The 20,863-nt window shown below is 69.1% G+C and carries 15 protein-coding genes; 5 read left to right on the top strand and 10 right to left on the bottom strand.

Going from position 1 to position 20,863, the window contains the following annotated elements; genetic code table 11:
- Window positions 1-288: 288 nt before the first annotated feature.
- On the bottom strand, window positions 289-1,077 hold the full coding sequence (locus CY652_RS24735; RefSeq protein ID WP_258002168.1) for a plasmid mobilization protein: 789 nt from the start codon (window positions 1,075-1,077) through the stop codon (window positions 289-291).
- A gap of 565 nt (window positions 1,078-1,642) precedes the next feature.
- Here CY652_RS24735 and CY652_RS03065 point away from each other — a divergent pair.
- Window positions 1,643-4,144, top strand: coding sequence for a penicillin-binding protein 1A (locus CY652_RS03065; protein WP_102129211.1), 2,502 nt, complete (start codon window positions 1,643-1,645; stop codon window positions 4,142-4,144).
- A gap of 299 nt (window positions 4,145-4,443) precedes the next feature.
- Here the strand turns inward: CY652_RS03065 and CY652_RS03070 are convergent, their stop codons facing one another.
- Genes CY652_RS03070 through CY652_RS03080 form a run of 3 tightly spaced genes read right to left on the bottom strand, consistent with a single transcriptional unit; the run spans window position 4,444 to window position 10,225 of the window.
- On the bottom strand, window positions 4,444-5,976 hold the full coding sequence (locus tag CY652_RS03070) for an efflux transporter outer membrane subunit (protein WP_102129212.1): 1,533 nt from the start codon (window positions 5,974-5,976) through the stop codon (window positions 4,444-4,446).
- A complete protein-coding gene (locus CY652_RS03075; RefSeq protein WP_102129213.1) occupies window positions 5,973-9,095 on the bottom strand; it encodes an efflux RND transporter permease subunit in 3,123 nt (1,040 codons plus the stop codon). Before CY652_RS03075 ends, CY652_RS03070 begins: the two co-directional genes overlap by 4 nt.
- Window positions 9,092-10,225: an efflux RND transporter periplasmic adaptor subunit gene (locus tag CY652_RS03080; RefSeq protein ID WP_102129214.1), complete on the bottom strand. Its 1,134-nt coding sequence runs from the start codon at window positions 10,223-10,225 to the stop codon at window positions 9,092-9,094. The genes CY652_RS03075 and CY652_RS03080 overlap by 4 nt, the downstream gene beginning before the upstream one ends.
- 253 nt (window positions 10,226-10,478) lie before the next feature.
- Here CY652_RS03080 and CY652_RS03085 point away from each other — a divergent pair, with 253 nt between their 5' ends.
- Window positions 10,479-11,099: a TetR/AcrR family transcriptional regulator gene (locus CY652_RS03085; RefSeq protein ID WP_102129215.1), complete on the top strand. Its 621-nt coding sequence runs from the start codon at window positions 10,479-10,481 to the stop codon at window positions 11,097-11,099.
- A 52-nt stretch (window positions 11,100-11,151) separates the two neighbouring features.
- Here the strand turns inward: CY652_RS03085 and CY652_RS03090 are convergent, their stop codons facing one another.
- From CY652_RS03090 to CY652_RS03115, 6 genes are all read right to left on the bottom strand, one after another.
- On the bottom strand, window positions 11,152-11,382 hold the full coding sequence (locus CY652_RS03090; protein WP_102129216.1) for a DUF2795 domain-containing protein: 231 nt from the start codon (window positions 11,380-11,382) through the stop codon (window positions 11,152-11,154).
- A gap of 74 nt (window positions 11,383-11,456) precedes the next feature.
- Window positions 11,457-11,729: a hypothetical protein gene (locus tag CY652_RS03095; protein WP_102129217.1), complete on the bottom strand. Its 273-nt coding sequence runs from the start codon at window positions 11,727-11,729 to the stop codon at window positions 11,457-11,459.
- Between the two features lie 248 nt (window positions 11,730-11,977).
- On the bottom strand, window positions 11,978-13,312 hold the full coding sequence (locus tag CY652_RS03100; RefSeq protein WP_102129218.1) for a C45 family autoproteolytic acyltransferase/hydolase: 1,335 nt from the start codon (window positions 13,310-13,312) through the stop codon (window positions 11,978-11,980).
- A gap of 198 nt (window positions 13,313-13,510) precedes the next feature.
- A complete protein-coding gene (locus tag CY652_RS03105) occupies window positions 13,511-15,274 on the bottom strand; it encodes a ClcB-like voltage-gated chloride channel protein (RefSeq protein ID WP_102129219.1) in 1,764 nt (587 codons plus the stop codon).
- 163 nt (window positions 15,275-15,437) lie between these two features.
- Complete coding sequence (locus tag CY652_RS03110) at window positions 15,438-16,175, bottom strand: glutathione S-transferase (RefSeq protein ID WP_102129220.1); 738 nt, start codon at window positions 16,173-16,175, stop codon at window positions 15,438-15,440.
- Window positions 16,176-16,442: 267 nt separating this feature from the next.
- The gene (locus CY652_RS03115) at window positions 16,443-17,534 is read right to left on the bottom strand and encodes a YeiH family protein (protein WP_102129221.1); all 1,092 of its coding nucleotides are present in this window, start codon (window positions 17,532-17,534) and stop codon (window positions 16,443-16,445) included.
- Window positions 17,535-17,647: 113 nt separating this feature from the next.
- On the opposite strand from CY652_RS03115, the gene CY652_RS03120 reads away from it, so the two are divergent.
- The 3 genes from CY652_RS03120 to CY652_RS03130 all read left to right on the top strand — a co-directional run bounded on the left by CY652_RS03120 (window position 17,648) and on the right by CY652_RS03130 (window position 20,863).
- Window positions 17,648-18,550: a LysR family transcriptional regulator gene (locus CY652_RS03120; protein ID WP_102129349.1), complete on the top strand. Its 903-nt coding sequence runs from the start codon at window positions 17,648-17,650 to the stop codon at window positions 18,548-18,550.
- Window positions 18,551-18,854: 304 nt separating this feature from the next.
- Window positions 18,855-19,964, top strand: a complete 1,110-nt coding sequence (locus CY652_RS03125) for a LacI family DNA-binding transcriptional regulator (RefSeq protein WP_102129222.1) — start codon at window positions 18,855-18,857, stop codon at window positions 19,962-19,964.
- A gap of 89 nt (window positions 19,965-20,053) precedes the next feature.
- Window positions 20,054-20,863 carry a YhfC family intramembrane metalloprotease gene (locus tag CY652_RS03130; RefSeq protein ID WP_102129223.1) on the top strand — a complete coding sequence of 270 codons (810 nt, stop codon included), beginning with the start codon at window positions 20,054-20,056 and terminating at the stop codon, window positions 20,861-20,863.

Raw genomic sequence — 20,863 nt, forward strand, 5'->3', positions numbered from 1 at the left:
AATTCCTCCGAGAATGAGAGCGGCACCGATGGGCCCGTTGCCCATCCGCCCGGTCGCCGCGCGAATTCACTGCGGTCAGCTTACGCCGCTTCGCGAAAAGTCGCACAGGCGGTGCGGATATCGGGGCGCACGGCCCGATTGCAATAGGCGACGGCCCGGCAATCGTGCCGTGCCGCATAACGCCGGGCGGGAAATTCCGGTCCGGCGCGCCTTCTTGCTCGCGGATATTACACCACGGGGTACCTTAAAACGGGCTTAAAGCCGGGGATGAAAAGCGCACGCCGCCATTCAGGCGAAACCGCCCTCGGGAGCAGGGCCGGCGCCGGCATCGTCTTCTTCGTCGCGCAACCGGGGACGCGGTTTCGGCGGATGGGTCGGGCCGGGCCAGGGTTCGGGGGCGAACGGCCGAATCGTCGGCGGCGCGCCGGCCTCGCCGGAAGACGCATGGCCGGCCGCCTCGTTGCCAAGGCGCGCCACGGCCTGGGCAACCCGTCTGACGGTGGCACGGTCCGCCTGCGAATTGCCCTGTTCCGTGTGCAGAATCGGCGCGAGCGGGGCAGGAAAAGGTCGAGTCGGTTGAGTCGCGGCGGTGCCGTCTGCCGGCGTACCGTTCTCAAGGCCGCCATCGCCGGCCGAATCCTCCTGCGCGGAAGCGGCAAGCGACGCCGGAGCGTCTGCATTCGTCGGTGCAAGGTTGGGGGCGTCGAAGCGAGCCGGCCCGGTTTCCGAAACGTCTGGCGTCGTTTCGCCCGCATCGACCTCCGGCGCCGAGCCGGTCGCCGTCGTTTCCTGAGCGCCGCCGGCCGCGCCCGGCCGTCCCGCGCCTGCCCGCCGGCCCTGGCGCAGCGGCCTCGCTGCCTTGCGCAGCACCTGGCTCAGCGTATCGGGTTCGCGCGGCGCGTTGAGCCGGTCGACGATGCTGGCCGCCTTCACCTGGTCGCCGGTCGCGCTGAACGCGAGGACGGCCCGGCGCATCAGCTCGCTGACGCTGATGCCGAGCTCGTCGGCGGTCGCTGCAATCGCGCGTTTCTGCGCGGGCGTGACGAAGACGACGATGCGTTCACTGGGCTTGTTCATGGTCGGCTTGCCGGACGTTCGGCCTCGTGTGACATCGGGGCGAGGGCGCGACGCCATGACAGCGCCGCGCAGGGCATGCAGCAGAACTTCATCATACGGCCTCGCCGGCCTCCGGCAAACTTTGCACGGCCGTTCGCCCTTTCACGCGTTTCGCGTCAACGCAAGAATGTGTCGTCCGCTCAACGGGTTGGACGGTTTTCCGGGGGCTTGTCCCCAAGTCTTTCAACACTTTCTGTGAATAACCCGGCCGATCGCGCAACCGGCTGTCTGCCCAGCCGGCAAGCGGGTCTGCGGTCCGCCCGGTCGCGCAGCCCAGGAAATTCTTACAAAAAAAGGCCGTCCTGGCCGCGTGATTTATTTAGAATGCGCTGTTACATTGCGCGATGGCGGCACGCCGTCCTCGTGCGACGCGGCCGGCCGGGGGCGTTGCCTGCCGCACGGCGGTGCAGGGCCTCGGGGGCCGGCGCCGCCGCGAGCCGTATTGGCGTCATGACGCCATGACCACGATTTTTTCGCGCGCAGGCGCGGCCGGGGCGCAATCGATTCGCGCCTCTTATTCCAAGTCATGCCTACCATCAAACGACCGCCTTCCTCTCCCCCTCCGCCAGACGACGACCGGGAACCCAAGTTTCGCAACGACGGCATGTCGGAACGCCACACGACGTCGCGGGACGGCGTCGCACGACGTCGTCCGCTCGGCCTGACGATCCTGCTCTGGTTCGCCGGGCTCGTCGTGTCGCTGATGGTGGTCGGCGCGCTCGTCGCCGGCTACGCGTTCATCGTCATGGAGCCCCAGCTTCCGTCGCTCGGCGCGCTCACCGACTACCAGCCGAAGGTGCCGCTGCGCGTCTACACGGCCGACCACGTGCTAATCGGCGAGTTTGGCGAGGAGCGGCGCAACCTCGTGCGCTTCCAGGACATTCCGGACGTGATGAAGAACGCGGTGCTCGCCATCGAGGACTATCGCTTCTACGAGCACGGCGGCGTCGATTTCATCGGCATCCTGCGCGCGGGTTTCACGGACATCGCGCACGGCGGCGCGGCGCAGGGCGCGAGCACGATCACGATGCAGGTGGCGCGCAACTTCTTCCTCTCGAGCGAGAAGACCTATACGCGCAAGGTCTATGAAATGCTGCTCGCGTACAAGATCGAGCGGGCCCTGACCAAGGACCAGATTCTCGAGCTGTACATGAACCAGATCTATCTGGGCGAGCGGGCCTACGGTTTCTCGGCGGCCGCGCGCGTGTACTTCGGCAAGGATCTCAAGGACATCACGCTCGCCGAGGCCGCGATGCTCGCGGGGCTGCCCAAGGCGCCGTCGGCCTATAACCCGGTCGTCAATCCGCATCGCGCGAAGATCCGCCAGGAGTACATCCTCAAGCGGATGTTCGAGCTGCATTACATCACCCAGGCCCAGTACGAAGAAGCCGTCAACGAGCCGATCCACACGCGGGCCGCCGGCAACGAGTACAGCGTCCATGCCGAATACGTGGCCGAAATGGTCCGGCAGATGATGTACGCGCAGTACCACGACGAGACCTACACGCGCGGTCTCACGGTGACGACCACCATCGATTCGGCGGATCAGGCGGCGGCCTACAACGCGGTGCGCCAGGGCGTGCTCGATTACGACCGGCGTCACGGCTATCGCGGCCCCGAGAGCTTCATCTCGCTGCCGGCGAGCGACGACGACCGCGACGAAGCCATCGAGGACGCGCTGACCGACCACCCCGACGAGGGCAACATCGTCGCGGCCGTCGTGACCGAGGCGAGTCCGACCGAGGTCGAGGCGCAACTGCTCGACGGCACGACGGTGAAGGTGACGGGCGGCGGGCTCAAGTTCGCGGCGGCCGCGCTGTCCTCGCGCGCCTCGCAGACGCTGCGCATCCGGCCGGGCTCCGTCGTGCGGCTCGTCGCCGACGACAAGGGCAACTGGCAGATCACGCAACTGCCCCAGGTCGAGGGCGCCCTCGTGTCGATTGCGCCGCAGGACGGCGCGATCCGCGCGCTGGTCGGCGGCTTCGACTTCAACAAGAACAAGTTCAACCACGTGACGCAGGCGTGGCGCCAGCCCGGCTCGAGCTTCAAGCCGTTCATCTACTCGGCCTCGCTCGAAAAGGGTCTCAGCCCGGCGACCATCATCAACGACGCGCCGCTGTACTTCCCGCCCAGCACGCCGGGCGGCCAGGCCTGGGAGCCGAAGGACGACGACCAGCCCGAAGGCCCGATGACGATGCGCGCCGCGCTGGAGAAGTCGAAGAACCTCGTGTCGATCCGCATCCTCTCGTACATCGGCACCAAGTACGCGCAGGACTACGTGACGCAACGCTTCGGCTTCGATCCGGACAAGACGCCGCCTTATCTGCCGATGGCGCTCGGCGCGGGTCTCGTCACGCCGCTGCAGTCGGCGGCGGCCTACTCGGTGTTCGCGAACGGCGGCTACCGCGTCAACCCCTACCTCATCAGCGAGGTCGACGACGCGCGCGGCCAGCCGATCCTGAAGGCGCAGCCGCTCGTGGCCGGAAAGAACGCGCCGCAGGCCATCTCGCCACGCAACGCCTACGTCATCAACAGCCTGCTGCATTCCGTGGCGACCGCCGGAACCGGCGCGGGCACGAACGTGCTGCGCCGGTCGGACCTGCAGGGCAAGACCGGCACGACCAACGACGCGAAGGACGGCTGGTTCGCCGGCTATCAGCGTTCGCTCGTGGCCGTGGCGTGGATGGGCTACGACCAGCCGAGAAGCCTCGGCAGCCGCGAGTTCGGCGCGCAGCTCGCGCTGCCGATCTGGATTTCGTACATGGGTCACGCGCTGAGCGGCGTGCCGCAGGAAGAGCCGCCGATGCCGGAAGGGCTGACGACCATCGACGGCGAGCTCTTCTACGCCGACATGACTCCGGGCAACGGCTTCGTCGCCAGCATCGGACTCGACTCGGCGAATCCGGCCGGCGGCGCGAGCGATGCGGTCGGCAACGTCGGCCCGGGCGGCATGACGCCGCCGCCGGAAGTCACGACGGACGAACGGCAGCAGATCATGAACATGTTCGAGGAACCGGCCAAACCCTGATCCGGCACGCGGCCGCCGTTGCCGATCAGGACCTTGTGCGCGTTCAACAGGGCTACCCCCACAATCCGTGAACAACGCGTTCGCGCCGGTTGCGGGCCAGGCCCTTGCCGCTTGCCGCGCAGCCTGTCGTACTTCCATTCGCGTCAGGGGGTTAGCTCCGCTATCCCGACCTTGTACACAGGGCTCTCAACAAAAACTGGGGATAACCCCGGCTTCACCCGAAGCGAAAACGTCAGGCTTCCGGCGTATCGTCGTCTTCCATCTGGTCGCCCGGGATACACCGAACGCCAAAAGAACGATTACCCCTTCTCCGGCGGCGTCCCCATCGCCTGAAACAGGGCCGCCGTATCCGAGAGCCGCGTGCCGCGGTCGCGAATCTCGTCGAGCCGCGCGTTGCGCCATTGCTGCTCGCTCTGGCGCACCGACGACAGCGGCACGGCGCCAAGCCGGTAGCGCGCCGACGTTTCGTCGAAGACGCCCTCCGCCGAGCGTGCAGAAAGACCTGCCGAATCGAGCGCCTGGGCGTCGTGTTCGAGTGCCGCCAGTTGATCGGCCACGTTCTGGAACGCCGCGAGCACCGTCTGCCGATATTGCGCGTTGGCCGCATCGTAGGCGGCCAGCGCCGCACGACGCTGCGCCACGAGCGCGCCGCCGTGAAAAATCGGCTGCGTCAGCGATGCACCAATGGTCCAGAGCGCGCCCGCGCCCGAGGTCGCCATCGGCCATGCAAGCCCGCCCTGGCCGAGCGCTGCCGACAGCGTCAGGCTCGGGAACATCTGCGCCGTCGCGGCGCCGACCGCCGCAGCGGCGGCCGTGAGCGTGGCCGCCGCGGCCTCGATGTCGGGACGCGTTTTCAGCAACGCCGAAGGCACGACCACGGGCACCTGGGCCGGCAGGACGAGCCGGTCCAGATCGAGGTCGGGCGGTGCGGAATCGGGCGTGCGGCCGAGCAGCACGGCGAGCGCGTGGCGGGTCGAAAACCATTGCTGTTGCAACGCCGGCAGGCCGGCGGCCAGCGTCGCCGCGTTTTGCCGGGCGGACAGCACGTCGGCATGCGAGACCGCGCCGAGCGCGTAGCGCTGCGCTTCGTCGGCGGCCTGCTCGTCGGCGAGCTCGACGAGTCGTTCGGTCGTGTCGATCTGCGCATGCAGCGTCGCCGCGCCGATGGCCGCCGTCACGATGTTGGCCGCCAGCGCGCGGCGGGCAGCGTCGAACTGGAACGACTGCATGTCGTAGCGTGCCGCCAGCTCGGCGTTGTTCAGCCGCGTCGCGCCGAACAGGTCGAACGTATAGCGAACCTGGACGAGCCCCGCGAAGAGGTCGTAATCGGCGGAACCGAACGACGTGCCCGGAATCTGCGGGGCGCTCTGGCGCATCGCGAAGCCGTTCGCGTCGATGACAGGCCATTGCGAGCTGCCGATCTGGCCGCGCAACTGCTCGCGCGCGGCGACAAGGCTGTGGTCGGCGGCGGCGAGGTTGGGGCTGTCGCGCAGTCCCTCGTCGACAAGCGCGTCGAGCGCATCGGACTGGTAAAGCGTCCACCAGTGCGGCACGGGCTTCGCGCCGACGACGAACTGCTGGGCGACGCCCTGCGCCGCGACGGTTTTCGCCGGCTGCGGCGCCGCGCCGTAATGCGCGGGTTGCGGCATCGCGGGCGGCACGCCGCCCGGCCCGTAGGCGCATGAGGCCAGCAGCAGCGCGGCAGCCAGTGCGTTCGCTCCCGAAAACACAGACCGGGCAGGGCAACGCCCGCCGGAATCCGGTTTCGTCACGCAAAGATGAGCACCCAATTTGCGGATGGCTCCGGAACGCCATGTCAATTTTTTCGTCATGACGATCCCCCGTCGGCGGCCGGCGGCACCGCTTCGCCGCGCTCGTCGGTGCGCACGCGGAACGCCGTCGCATAGAGCGCCGGCAAATAGAACAGCGTCAGCACCGTCGCGCTCGTGATGCCGCCCATCAGCGCCGTCGCCATCGGCCCGAAGAAGTTCGAGCGCAACAGCGGGATCAGCGCCAGCACGGCCGCCGCCGCCGTCAGCGTGATGGGACGAAAACGCCGCACGGTTGCGCCCACGATCGCGTCGAAACGCCGGTGCCCCGCGCGAATGTCCTGCTCGATCTGGTCCACGAGAATCACCGAGTTGCGCATGATGATGCCGAACATCGCGATCACGCCGAGCATCGCGACGAAACCGAACGGCTTGTCGAACACGAGCAGCGCCAGCACCACGCCGATCAGCCCGAGCGGGGCGGTCAACACCACCATCATCACGCGCGCGAAGCTCTGTAGCTGGATCATCAGCAGCGTCAGCACGACGACGACGAGCACCGGCATTTGCGCGTTGATCGAGTCCTGGCCCTTCTCGCTCTGCTCGACGGCGCCGCCCACCTCGATCCGGTAGCCCGTCGGCAGCGAGTCGCGTATCGCGCCCAGTTCGCGGTCGACGCGGTGTGTGACGTCGATGCCTTGCGCGCCGCCCTTCACGTCGGACTCCACGGTGAGCGTCGGCTGGCGGTCCCGCTCCCAGATCACGCCGTATTCGAGGTCGTGCCCGAGATGCCCGAGCGAGCCGAGCGGCACCGGGCCGTTCGGCGTCGGCATCGCCAGCGAGAGAATGCCGTCGGGATCGACGCGCTCGCTCTTCGGCGCGCGCAGATCCACGCTGATGAGCTTGTCGCGATCGCGTAGTTGCGTGACGGTGTAGCCCGACAGCGACATCTGCAGGAAGCTCGCGACGTCGCCCGACGTGACGCCGAGTTCGCGCGCCTTCTGCTGGTCGATCTCGAAGTGCAGCGAACGTTCGGCCGGCTCGTCCCAGTCGAAATTCACGTTGTCCGTGCCCGGATCGGCGCGCAGCACGGCGGCGACGCGCGTGGCGATCGCGCGCACCGTCGCGATGTCGTCGCCGCTCACGCGAAACTGCACGGGATAGCCGACCGGCGGCCCGTTTTCGAGCCGCGACAAGCGCGTGCGCACCGCGGGGAAATGATCGCGCAGCTCGGGTTCGAGCCAGCTCGCGAGCTTCTCGCGGTCTGCGACCGACTTCGCCGTGATGACGAACTGCGCGAAGTTCGGCTGTTCGAGCTGCTGGTCGAGCGGCAGGTAAAAGCGCGGCGCGCCCGTGCCGACGAAGTCGATCAGGTGGTCGATTTCCGGGCGGCCGGTTAGCACCTGCTCGATGCGCAGGACCTGGCGCAGCGTCGCGTCGAACGACGCGCCTTCGGGCAACCGCACGTCGACGAGCAGCTCGGGCCGGTCCGAGCTCGGGAAGAACTGCTGCGGCACGAGCGTGAAGCCGGCCAGCGCGAGCGCGAAGAGGCCTATCGTCAGCGCGAGCACGATCCAGCGCCGTTCGATGCACCCGCCGATCCAGCCGCGCAGCCGCCGATAGAAGCGCGTGTCGTAGATGTCGTGTTCCAGTCCCCCGGCTGCCGGCTGCCCGCCGTGCCGCTCGGGCAGCATGTGATAGCCGAGCAGCGGGATCAGCACGACGGCGGCGAACCACGACGCGATCAGCGCGATGGCCGACACCTGGAAGATCGAACGCGTGTACTCGCCCGTGCTCGACTTCGCGAGCACGATCGGCAGGAAGCCCGAGACGGTGACGAGCGTGCCGGTCAGCATCGGAAATGCCGTGCTCGTGTAGGCGAACGCGGCGGCGCGCAAACGGTCCCAGCCCTGTTCGAGCTTCACGGCCATCATCTCGACCGAGATGATGGCGTCGTCCACGAGCAGGCCGAGCGCGAGCACGAGCGTGCCGAGCGAGACCTTGTGCAGGCCGATGCCGAACAGGTCCATGAAAAGCGCGGTGACGGCGAGCACGACCGGAATCGCGATGGCGACGACAAGGCCCGTGCGCACGCCGAGCGATACGAGGCTCACGATGAGCACGATGACCAGGGCCTCGGCGACCGCCTCGACGAAGTCGTCGACCGACCTCGAGACCGCGTGCGGCATGCTCGACACCTCGACGAGCCTGAGTCCCGCCGGCAATTGCGGGCGCAACTGCGCGACGCGGGCGTCGAGCGCCTTGCCGAGCCGGATCACGTCGCCGCCGGGCTGCATCGTGACGCCGATGCCGAGCGCGGCATGCCCCTCGAAGCGCATCTGCGTGGAAGGCGGGTCGTCGTAGCCGGACGTGATCGTGGCGATGTCGCCGAGCCGCACGGAGCGGCCGTTGATGCCGATGAGCGTATCGGCGAGCGCGCCCGCGTCGTCGTACTGCCCGCTCGGGCGCACGTAGACGCGGTCGTCGTCCGTCGTCAGCGTGCCGGCCGGCGAGACGCTGTTCTGCGCGCTGATGGCCGCGCCGATCTGCTGGGGCGAAATGCCGAGCTGCGCGAGGCGCGCATTCGGAATCTCGACGTAGATGTGCTGGTTCGGATCGCCGAAGTAATCGACCTTGCCGACGCCGGGCACGCGCAGCAGCTCCTCGCGCAGGCGGTCCGCGTAGTCGTGTAGCTGCGCGGGCGAGAAGCCGTCGCCTTCGAGCGCGTAGATGTTGGTGTAGACGTCGCCGAACTCGTCGTTGAAGAACGGGCCCTGCACGCCGGGCGGCAGCGTCGACGCGATGTCGCCGACCTTCTTGCGCACCTGGTACCACGTGGGCTGCACCTCGCTGACGGGCGCCGAATCCTTCATCGTGAAGAACACGAGCGACTGGCCGGGGCGCGAGTAGCTGCGCAGGAAGTCGATGTAGGGCGTCTCCTCGAGCTTGCGGCTGATCCGGTCGGTCACCTCGTCCTGCACCTGGCGCGCGGTCGCGCCGGGCCAGAAAGTCTGGATCACCATGACGCGGAACGTGAACGGCGGATCCTCGGACTGCGACAGATGCGTGTACGAGATCGCGCCGAACAGCGTGGCGAGCACGATGACGAACACGACCAGCGCCTGGTGGCGCAGCGCCCATGCCGACAGGTTGAAGCGCCCCTCGTCGCGAGGCGCGCTCATGACGCGAGGTCCTCGGGATGCAGCGGCGGCACGGGCCGCACCTTCTCGCCGGCCGAGACGGTATGCACGCCCTGCAGGACGACCTCGTCGCCGTCGGCGAGACCCGACGACACGGTGACGGTGTTCGCGTCGTAGCGGGCGATGCCGACGGGGCGCAGTTGCAGCACGTCGTCGGGCCGATGCACGACCCAGACCGCGGGCGCCGCGCCGTCGTGGAAGAGGGCGGTGGCGGGCAACGTGAACGTCGGCGCGCGCGACGCCGGATCGGCCATCAGCGCCACGTTGGCGGTCATGCCGAGTTTCACGCCGGCGTCCTGCGGATCGGACAGCGTGAGCCTCACGCGCCAGGTGCGGCTTTGCGGGTCGGCCGCCGCCGCGATTTCGCGTACCCGGGCGTTGAGCACGCGGCCCGGCAGCGCGGGCAGCGTGACCTGCGCGGGCTCGCCCGCGTGGAGTGTCGCGAGCGCGCTTTCGGGCACGTCGCAGATCGCGTCGACGTCGCCGCGCCAGGCCAGCGCGTAGACCGCCTGGCCCGCCTGCACGTTCTGCCCGGTATCGGCCTCTTCGGCGGTGACGACGCCGGCATGGTCGGCCGTCAGCACGGTGTAGCGCTGCTGGTCGCGCGCGAGCGCCAATTGCTGCTGCGCCTGCCTGAGCTGCGCGTCGGCCGACGCGTAGTCGTCCTGGGTCTGCTCGAGCTGCGCCTGCGCGATCAGGTTGGCCTTCGCCTGCGCCGTATCGCGGGCGAGCTGCTGCTTCGTCCAGGCGTAGCGATGTTGCGCGGCGTCCAGTTGCGCGCCCGCGCTGGCGGCGTTCTTGTCGAAATCGGACGGATCGAGCTGGGCGAGCGTTTCGCCGGGCGTCACGGCATCGCCGAGCCGCACGCGCCGCTCGACGATCTTGCCGGCGACGCGAAACGACAGCGGCGTCGTGTAGCGCGCCTCGATATCGCCCGGAAACGAGGCGAGCGCCGTCTGTGTGCCGGCATGGACGGGCAGCGCCACGACCGGACGCGGCTCGGGCGCCGTCGGCGCTTTTTTGCTGCAGGCGGGCAGCAGGACGGCACAGCAGCACGCGGCAAGCAGAAAGGCAACGCTGCCGGAGCGCCGGGCGGACGGCAGGCGGCGCATCAAGGCCCGAAGCGGGCGCAGCGCCGGGTGGCCGGAACGATTCACGTGGACCTCGATGCCCGAAGGGCGAAACGGGGACGAAACAGGGACGAAGCCGGAGCAAAGCGGTTACGGTCCCAGGCGGACCGCGCCGCTGCAGGCGTACACAGTCGTGCAGCAGCCCCAGATTCGAATGATGGACTGGATTCTAATACACTAATGTATTTGAATGCAAAATCAGATTGGGGACGGGTTCGATGCTAGACTTCGTGGCATGAAACGCCAACGACTCACCCGAGAGCAGAGCCGGGACCAGACGCGCGGGCGCCTGCTCGATGCCGCGCAAACCATTTTCATGAAGAAGGGCTTCGTCGGCGCCAGCGTCGAGGACATCGCGCTGGCGGCCGGATATACGCGAGGCGCGTTCTATTCGAACTTCAGCGGCAAGTCGGAATTGTTCTTCGAGCTGTTGCGGCGCGACCACGAGGCAGTGCTGGCGGAGCTGCGCGCGATTTTCGACGGCGACGCGACGCGCGAGGAGATGGAAGCGCGCGCGCTGACTTATTACAGCCGGCTGCCGCAGGACAACAAGGCGTTTCTGCTCTGGGTCGAGGCGAAGCTGCTCGCGGTGCGCGACGCGCGCTTTCGGGCCGGGTTCGTCGCGTTCGAGAAGGAAAAGCGCGAGAAGATCGGCGCCTACATCGAGGAGTTCTCGGCACGCGTCGGCACGCCGATGCCGATGCCCTCGCACCTGCTGGTGCTGGGTCTCGTCGGTCTATGCGACGGCCTGCAGTTCATCGCCAGCTCCGATCCGCAGACGGCCACGCCGGCCGTCGTCGAGCAGGTGCTTGCCGCGTTCTTCTCGCGCGTCGTGCTCGGGCGGAACATCGGGTAGGGCCCGGCGCGATGCGTGCGGCCTCGCCTGGCGCGCCGCAGCAGCGGGAAACTCAGACGCCGAGGCCCGGCCCGTAGCCGCTGCCGATCCAATGCGTGACGGCACGGACGTCCGCGTAGTCCTGCTCCGGCAGACCATCTAGCATCGTCAGAATTTCGTTGCTGGCGCCGACGGCGCGGGCCGCGTCGATCAGCGCGTCCCGGTTGGCGGGCCACGTCACGGCGCCGAACAGGTCGGCCAGTTGCAGATCGATCGGCTCGTCGGGAGTGCTGGAAGCCGGCATGACGGTCGTCCTTGCCGGGCTCGCCGGCGCGTGAAACGTGAAATGCGGAATGCGAAGCGCAGGCGTGCCGGACGTCAGGTCTGGAGGTGCGCGTCGGGAACGGGCATCGAGAGCAAGTCCGAGCCGCGGGACCTGGGCAGCGACATGTGCTGCCAGTGCTGCGGCCCCGGGCCGATGCCGGCGGGTACGTCAGGAGCGGGCGGCGCGACGGGCGCGCCGTCGACGTCGGGTTGCGATTGCGGCACGGCCACGGCGTGGCCGCCGGAATACTCCCGTGCCGTGCGGACCGGCGCGGCAAAGCACGAAGCCGACAGCAGCACGGTGAACATCAGCGTCGAGGTTTTCATGCTCGACCTCCTTTCTCATGCGGCCCGCGGGTCGCAGCAAATGCCGTGCCGCGACCGGAATCGCCGCACGACAACCGCGCCGGCCCTTGCAGGCCGGCGCGCCGCCGGGAGTCGGAGAAAGCGAAGCGGCCGCTCGCGCGGCCCGCCGGCGAACCCTGCGGACGCTTCATCATGACGCCGGGCCCGGATTAAGTCGCGAACGATCGTTCTTTTTATTGCGGCGCGGAAATACCCGGGTGCATGCGCGCTCAGCGCAGCGCGTCGAAGCGCGTCCAGGGCCAGGAGGGGCGGTCGCGCATGTAGCCGTTCAGCCAGTTCCACTGCGGATGGCGCTGCATGAACGCCTGGGCGTCGAAGGCGCGTCCGCACGGATGCCCCCAGCGCGCCCAGAACGCGAGATCGCGCGCCATCTCGCTGTCGACGACCTTGCCGTCGTTCGCGCCCCAGGGGTTGAAGGGCCCGTGATCGGCACGGCCGAAGCGGGCGTCGTCCAGTTCGAGATGGCCGCAGATCGTGCGCGAGCACGGGTTGTCGTCCTGTTCGAGATAGACGTCGTAATGGTCGGCGATCATCTGTTTCGCGAGTTCGACGTCGAGCTTGCCGTGGTGCCGTTCGGCGAGTTGCATGAAGCGCAGGCGGCGCGCGCCGTTGCGGCGCACGTCCGTGTAGTCGTCGTCCTCTCCGACGCACTCCTGGTTGCGGATCTTCAGGTCCGTGGCCGCGTTGAAGCCGCTGTAGAACCCGTCCTTCGTGCTCTCGAAGCCCGCGTGCCGCAGGCCCAGTTCGTAGCGCGCGATCTCGCCCGTCTTGACGTCGCCGAGCAGCCAACTGTTCACGTAGCCCGCGTTGTTCGCGACGGCGAACATCTCGCACCATTCGCCGATGCTGCGCGCGTACTGGGTCGCGCGGCGCGAACGATAGAACTCCGGCGCGCCGCCCGGACGATAGCCGACGAAGTTCGAAATGGTCGTCTCGGTCACCATCAGGCCGGCCGAGGTGATCCAGAAGTCGGTGAGGCTGGAGATGCAGCCGGGCAGGCCCTGCATCAGGATCCGGTGGCCGGCGTCGGGCACGATGTCGAACACGACGTTGAACGCGTCGCCGGCCGCGTAGCGGTCCCACGAGTTGTGCGCCATCACGATGCGACCGTCGCGCGTCGCGCTGCCCGTCGCGATGAACGCGCTGCAGTGATGGCCGCGCCGGCCCCGCCACGGCTGTGCGCCCGGCGGCCCGGCTTCGGCGGCATGGACCGGCCACCAGCCCTGCAGCAGATCCATGTAGCCGTTCCAGGCCAGCACCTCGGCGAACGGCAGCTTCGCGCCGTCGGCGATGCCCTGGATTTCGTCGGCGAATTCGGTGTCGAGGCGAGGGGCGAACTGCGAGACCGCGGCGCTCACGAAGGTGTCGAAATCCTCGCCCGTGTCCCATTTGGCCAGATGGCGCGCGGTGCGGATCGCGCTGCGGATTTCGGCGGCCAGCAACTGGCCGTGCTGCTCGCCACGGTCGTAGGGCTCGCCCTCGAGGTGAACGAAGACCCAGCCAGCGTGATCGCGGCGCACGGCATCGATGGACGGATCGCTCATCTTTGCTCCGGTTTTCCTGCCGGCCGCCACCGTCCCGTTTCGGCGTCGATGCGGCCCCGATGCCGGCGCGTTCCGGTGCAGCTTCCGGCACCTGCCCGGCGGACCGGAAAGCAGTTTGTCGCTGCCTTCCATTGTAGAAAATCCGTTGCGCTTTGGCAGGCCGAAGTCGGTCGGAACGGGGCGGCGGATTCGGCGGGCTCAGCGCGCCGGATTCATCCGCTGATAGGCGTCGAGCAGCGAGGTCTTGTAGACGACGCCGGCGAGCGTCGGACGATCCGCGCACTCGACGACGGGCAGCCGCTCGCCGGCGAACGCCATGAAGTGCTGCAGCGCGACGGCGAGCGGCATGTCGGGCGTGAGCACGTCGAAGTGGGGCTGCAGGTAGTCGGCCGCGGTCCGGTTCGAGGTGTCGCGCCGGTCGAGCAGGTCCGAGGTGATGTCCTTGAGCGCGACGGCGCCCGCGAAACGGCCGGCCTCGTCGGTGACGTAGAGATACTTGACCGGATATTCGAGAAACACGCGCGTCATCTCCGCCACGCTCGCGCCTGCGGGCACGACGGTCTGCGCGGGCCGGATCAGCTCGCGCACCAGGACCGCGCGCAGCCGCATGCGCTCCTGCTCGTCGCGGTTGCGCTGCAGCGTGATCTCGTACATCGACGCCGTGCCCGTCGCGCGCGCGACGGAATAGGCCACGACGCAGGAGAGCATCAGCGGCAGCACGACCTCGTAGCTGAGCGTCATCTCGAAGATCATCAGAATGGCCATCAGCGGCGCCTGGGTCGCGCCGGCGAGGAACGCGCCCATGCCGACCATCGCGTAGGCGAACGGCGCCGGGGTGCCACCGTGCGGCCAGAGCGCGTGCATCGCCGCGCCGAACAGCGAGCCGAGTACCGCGCCGACGAAAAGGGTCGGCGTGAACACGCCGCCCACGGCGCCCGAGCCGACCGTCGCGGCCGTCGCGACGAGCTTGAACGCGAGCACGGCGGCCAGCGCGCGCCAGGTCCACGGCGAATGCAGGATCGCGTTGACGACGCTGTAGCCGTTGCCCCAGACCTCGGGCGCCCAGACCGACAGCACGCCGACCACGAGACCGCCCGCCGCGAAGCGCGCCGGCAGCGGCAGTTTCGTGCGCGCGAACGCGGCCTTCGAGGCGTCGAGCATCCGCAGGAACTGCGGCGCCAGCAGGCCGCAGACGAGCCCGAGTACGACGAACGGCAGCACCTCGATGCCGGCGACGGCCGGAAACTGCGGCATCTCGTACGGCGGCCGGTAGCCCGAGAATTCGCGCATCGTGATGTTGGCGACGACCGAGGCGACGACGATCGGCCCGAAGCTCTCCATCGCGAGCGAGCCGAGCACGATCTCGGTGACGAAGAACGCGCCGGCGATCGGCGCGTTGTAGGCCGAGGTGATGCCGGCCGCCGCGCCGCAGGCGACGAGCAGGCGCAGGCGCGGCGGATCGAGATGCAGCCAGCGGCCGAGCAGCGAGGCGGCCAGCGCCGCGAGCTGGACCATCGGGCCCTCGCGGCCGATCGAGCCGCCGCTCGCGATCGTGAACAGCGACGACACGCTGCGCCAGAGGCTCTTGCCGACCGGCATCGCGCCGTCGCCGATCGCGACCGCTTCGACGTAGTCGGTCGGGGCGCCCCCGCTGCCCCCGCGCCGCGCGACGAGCAGCAGCAGGCCGGCGGCGAGGCCGCCCGCGGCCGGCAGCCAGATCCGTACGGTCCAGGGCAGGCGCCGCGCCATTTCGACGAGACTGCCGCTCATGCCGTCTCCGGCCGCGCCATTCCACATGCCGGAGAAGACGTGCTCCAGCAGCACGATGCCGCCGCGAAACAGCACGGTCGCGCCTGCACCGGCGATGCCGACGACCACCGACCAGATCAGCATGACGTGCGCATCGGAGAGGCGCAGCAGGTCCCGGGCGCGGGTACGCAGTTTCAGCAGGAAGGACAGCACGGCAGGCAGGCGTCGAAAGAGGGAAAGGGCAGCGGAAATCGCGCGCGTCGCGGCGCGCGCCAGCCGCGATGATACGGCCTGCGCAAGTCAGCGGGACGAGCAGGCCCACGTGCGCCGCGCCGGCGACGGCGGACGTCCGGGAACGCGAGTGCCCGCGCTTTCTTCAACGCGTCGCGTGATCGAGTTCCGGGTAGTGCCGGAAGATGCCGCTCTCGTTGAACGGCAGCCGCCGCGCGGAAGCCAGATAGGCGGCGACGTTCGGGCGGGCCGCGACGGCGTCGTGCAGCGCGACGACGCGCGGATAGCGTTTCGCGAAAGGCCGCGTCGCCCTGGGAAACGCGTAGCGCAGCCCCTCGACGACCTGGAACATCGACAGGTCGACGTAGGTCAGCGCGTCGCCGACCATGTGGGCGTCGCCGGCCGGGTTCTGCTCGAGCAGCCGCTCGAACCAGGCCATGAACTTCGGGATGCGATGCGCGGTGAAGTCGGCCGCCCGCGCCTTCGCGGCGTCCTTCTGGTCCTCGTAGTAGAGGCTGCCCGCGATCGGGTGATGCGTGTCGTGCGCTTCCGTCACCAGGTCGGCGATCGTCAACTGCACGCCGTTGGCGACGAAGCGCAGCACCTCGTCGCGCGGCGCGAGCCCGAGCCTGGGGCCCAGATAGAACAGGATGTTCGCGGTCTGCGCGACGACGAGGTCGCCGTCCTTCAGGAACGGCGGCGCGAACGGGGGCCACGGATCGCTGCGGCTTTCGAGCATCGCGATCATCGCGCCGGTGCCGAGCCCGTCCCCGGGCGAACCGCGCGCCACGTCCACGTAGGGGGCTTGCGCTTCCTCCAGCGCCAGCCGCACGAATTCGCCGCGGCCCTGCAGGCCGTCCCAATAGTAGAGCTCGTAGGCCATCGTTCGTCTCCCTGCCGGTGCGCCGCCAGGCGGCACGAACGGACAGTATCACGCAGGCCGGCGAGCGGCGCCGTCGACACGGCGGACGGGAGCGCCGCTCGCGCTGCATCATCGGCCGTGCGCGATCGCCGCGGCGGCCCGGCGGCGTCTGCCTCGTTCGCCCCGCCCGCCGCGAGCGTAACGTGCGTAACGTGCGCAGCGTCGGCGCCATGCAAAACGCCCCGCGCAAGGCAGGGCGTACCGGGGAGCGAGGCGGAACGGTCACGGTCATCCGAACAGCCGTTCGACCGCCCACGTCACCGCCAGACCGCCGCCGACCAGCCAGGCATAAAGGATCAGGCCGGTCGTCAGCGCGCGCGGCCCCGCCTCGCGGATCTGCGACAGGCGCGTCTCGATCCCGAGGGCCGTCATCGCCATGGTCAGTGCGAAGGTGTCGAGCGCGTCGAGCGTGCGGGTCGCGGGGGCCGGGAGCACGTGCATCGAATTGACGATCACGAGCGCGAGGAAGCCGAGCGCGAACCAGGGCACCGCCAGCCGGTTCGCCGCGCCGCGGCCGTGCGTCTGCGAGGTCTCGCCGCGCGCCGCGCGGTTCAGCCACAGGCCGAGCACGAACAGCACGGGCACGAGCAGCATCACGCGGGTCATCTTGACGATGGTGGCGATGTGGGTCGCCTCGGGGCTCACGTTGCTGGCCGCGCCGACCACCTGGGCCACCTCGTGGATCGTGCCGCCGAAGAAGAGGCCCGCGCCCAGCGTATCGAGATGGAGCCAGCCGGCCCGGTACAGCACCGGGTAGAGGAACATCGACAGCGTGCCGAACAGCATGACGCTGCCCACGGCTACCGTGCTCTTGTGCGGCTTCGAGCGCAGCGTGGATTCGAAGGCGAGCACCGCCGCCGCGCCGCAGATCGCGCTGCCGGCCGCGGTGAGAATGGCCGTGTCGCGGTCGAGCTTCATGAGCTTCATGCCGGCCCAGGTGCCGAGCGCCAGCGTGCTGACCACGATGACGACGGACTCGACGAGGCCCGGCAGGCCGACCTGGACGATTTCCTGCAGGCTGACGCGCAGCCCGAAGAACGCCACCGCGATGCGCAGCAGCCTGCGCGCGGAGAAATTGACGCCGGCGCTCCAGCTTTCGGGCATGCCGTCGCGCAGCGCGTTGCCGTAGATCGCGCCGGCCACGATGCCGACGATCAGCGGGCTCAGGCCGAGCCCTTCGATGGCCGGCAGCGCGGCGAGGCGCGTGACGGCCGCCGCGAACAACGCGACGAACAGGACGCCGTTGAGCTGGCCCCGGGCGGAAGCGGGCTCATGACGGGCGACGGCGCGGGCTGAGGGAGTAGTCGAGGGGGTAGACATGTCGGTCTCGCAACGAGGAGTCTGTCGATGCCCGTAATCCTAATTTGGATATATCGATATGAAAAATCGTCATTTATGAGATAAAATATCGGCCAATCAGATGGATGGAAGTCATGACCCCGGATCAACTGATAACGTTCGCGGCCGTCGCCGAGCACCGCAACATCAGCCATGCGGCCGAGGCGCTGCATCTGTCGCAGCCGGCCGTCTCCGGCCAACTGAGGCTGCTGCAGGACGAGTTCGGCGAGGCGCTCTATCAGCGCGACGGCCGCGGCATCCGGCTTACGCCGACGGGCGAACAGCTTGCCGTCCATGCCACCCGGCTGCGCGACACCTGGCGCGACGCGCACGCCTTTCGCGACGCGCTGCGCGGGCTCGAACGCGGTACGTTGCGGATCGGCGCGAGCACGACGCCGGCCAGCTACGTGCTGCCCTACCTGATCGCCGACTTCCAGCGGCGCTATCCCGACGTCACGCTCCAGACCGCCAGCGGCAATACCGCCGACATCGTCGGCATGCTCGGCGCGCTCGACATCGCGGTGATCGAGGGTCCGCCGGGCGCGCAGTTGCCGCCGGACACCGCCGTGCACGCCTGGCGCGAGGACGAAATCGTCGCCATCGTGCCGCGCGACCATCCGCTCGCCCCCGAAGACGGCGAGGCAGGGCAGGGAACGGCGGTCGGCTTCGCCGAGCTGGGCGCCTGGCCGCTCGTGCTGCGCGAGGCGGGCTCGGGCGTGCGGCAGGTGGTCGAGCGGGCCTTCGCGCGCGCCGCGGCGCCCATGCGCGTCGCGCTCGAAATTGCCGGCGTCGAGGGCGTCAAGGAAGCCGTGCGCGCGGGCATGGGGATCGGCTTCGTGTCGGCCATGTCGATGCGTCACGAGGATGCCGCGCTCCGCCAGCTACGCCCGGGGCCGGAACCGCTCCTGCGGCGCTTTTCGATTCTGGTGCCGCACGCGGGCGCGTCGGCGCGCGTCGCGCAGCGGTTTCTCGAACTCTGCCTCGCCAGCGCCGGCTGAAAAGCGGCGGCCGGGCCGGACTCATGCGAGGGATTCCCACGATTGCGCCGTCGATTGTGAGACGGCACGATGCTGCTCCGATGACCCGACGGGTCCGAATCCTTCGGTATCCCGTGTACCATTGCCCGACGCAGGCGCGGCATCGCCCCACGATTTGGCTGTACTGAACGACTGACGCCCCGACCCGGGAGCCTCGGCCCGACGCCCGCGCCAGACCGGCCGTGACGCCGCCTCCGTTTCGACGCCTGAAAAACCGTGCTGCCCGACTTCGGCGGCGCGCCGTCCGTTGTACCGAACACATCCGATGAGTCCCGACCAACCCGACGACCGCCCCGACGGCGAATCCGGCAAGCCGGCCCCGCGCCGCGCCACGATCAGCGACGTGGCGCGCGAGGCGGGCTCCGGCAAGACGAGCATCTCGCGCTACCTGAACGGCGAACTGACCGTGCTCTCGGCTGGGTTGCGCGCGCGCATCGAGGCGGCGATCGAGAAGCTCGACTACCGCCCCAACCAGATGGCCCGCGGGCTGAAGCGCGGTCGCAACCGGCTGGTCGGCCTGCTGATCGCGGACCTGACGAACCCCTATTCGGTCGAGGTGCTGCAGGGCATGGAAGCGGCCTGCCAGGCGCTCGGCTACATGCCGATCATCTGCCACGCCGCCAACGAGGCGCAGATGGAGCGGCGCTACCTGCAACTGCTGAGCGCCTATCGCGTGGAAGGCATCGTCGTCAATGCGCTGGGCGTGCGCGAGTCGATCCTGCGTCCGCTCGGGCAGGGCGGCATACCGGCCGTGCTCGTGGACCGCAGGCTGGAAGGATTCGATGCCGACGTGGTCGGGCTCGACAACGTCGGCGCGATGCGGCTCGGCACCGAACACCTGCTGTCGCGCGGCTACGACGACATTCATTTCGTCGTCCAGCCCTTCGAGTACGTCAGCTCGCGCCGCCAGCGCGAGGCGGCGTTTCGCGCCGCGATTCACGGCGCACCGCATGCCGGCGGCTCGACGCTCGTGCTCGACCTGCACGACGAGACGGCCGTGGCCCGCGCGCTGGCCGCGCTCGACCAGCGCCTCGCCGGCGCGGTGCGCCGCGCAAAGCGCAGCGCGCTCGTCGCGGCGAACACGCCGGTGGCGCTGCGCGTCGCGCTTCATCTGAAGGCGCGCTTCGGCGAGCGCTGGCAGCAGCGCGTGGCGCTGCTTTCGTTCGACGATCCCGAATGGGCCGCGCTGGCCGGCATCACGACCATCCGGCAGCCGACGCGCGACATCGGCTACCGCGCGATCGAGTTCCTGCACGAACGCATCGAGAACACGGCGGCAAGCCCGCGCGAGGCCCTGTTCCCGGGCGAACTGATCGTCCGCGCCTCGACGACCGCCGCCCGCGACGACGACGCCGTGGAGGCCGGCGTTTCGTAGCGAGCCCGGCGGCCCGGCGCCGGGCTCGCGAATATCTGCGATCATTCGGGCTGCGGCGCGCGACAGCGCCGATTCATGCAAGGAACGTCATGCCGGTTGCCCCCCTCACGCTAGTCTGCCTGTCCCTCGCGACGCTGTTCGTCGCCGCTTTGCCCGTCGTACTCTACCGTCGCCTGCTCAAGCCGCTTGCCCTCGACTGGCGCGAGGTCGTCACCGGCATCGCCGTATTCGCGCTGTTCGCGACCGTGATCGAGCGGGCCCTGAACGACTACGTGCTGCGCGGCAACGCCACGACCGTCGCCTGGCTGTCGCATCCGCTCGCGTTCATCGTCTACGGCGCGCTGTCGGCGGGCGTCTGCGAAGAGGTCGGCCGGTTCATCGGAATGCAGATGCTGCGCGCCCGCGCGCGGCATGCCGACCATGCCCCCGCGGACAGCACGGGCTTCGGCTACGGGATCGGCCACGGCGGCGCCGAGGCCTGGCTCGTCGGCGTCGTGGTGCAGTTGCAATGGCTGCTGTTCGCCGTGCTCGACAATCGCGGCGAACTCGACGCGCACCTGACCAATCTGCCGGCCGAGAGCATCGTGCGCGTTCATCTGATCCTCGCGAACCTTTCGCCGCTTTTCGCGGGTGTGTTCGTCGTCGAACGGGTTTCGGCGCTGGTGTTCCAGCTCGGGTTCTCGGTGCTAATGTGGCGCGGCATACGCGCCGGCTGGAAGGGCGCCCTGCCGTTCGTCGTGATCGTGCATGCGCTCGTCGATCTGCCGGCGGCGCTGTATCAGGCGCATCGCCTGCCGCTGACCGTCGTCGACGGTCTTTACGCCGTGGGCGCCTGCGTCGTGGCGGCCGCGCTTTTCAGGGTGTACCGGACGGGCCCGCACGCGCCGGCCGTGGCGTAG

Origin of the sequence: Burkholderia sp. WAC0059, from assembly GCF_002870125.1 — a bacterium.
Classification (GTDB): domain Bacteria; phylum Pseudomonadota; class Gammaproteobacteria; order Burkholderiales; family Burkholderiaceae; genus Paraburkholderia.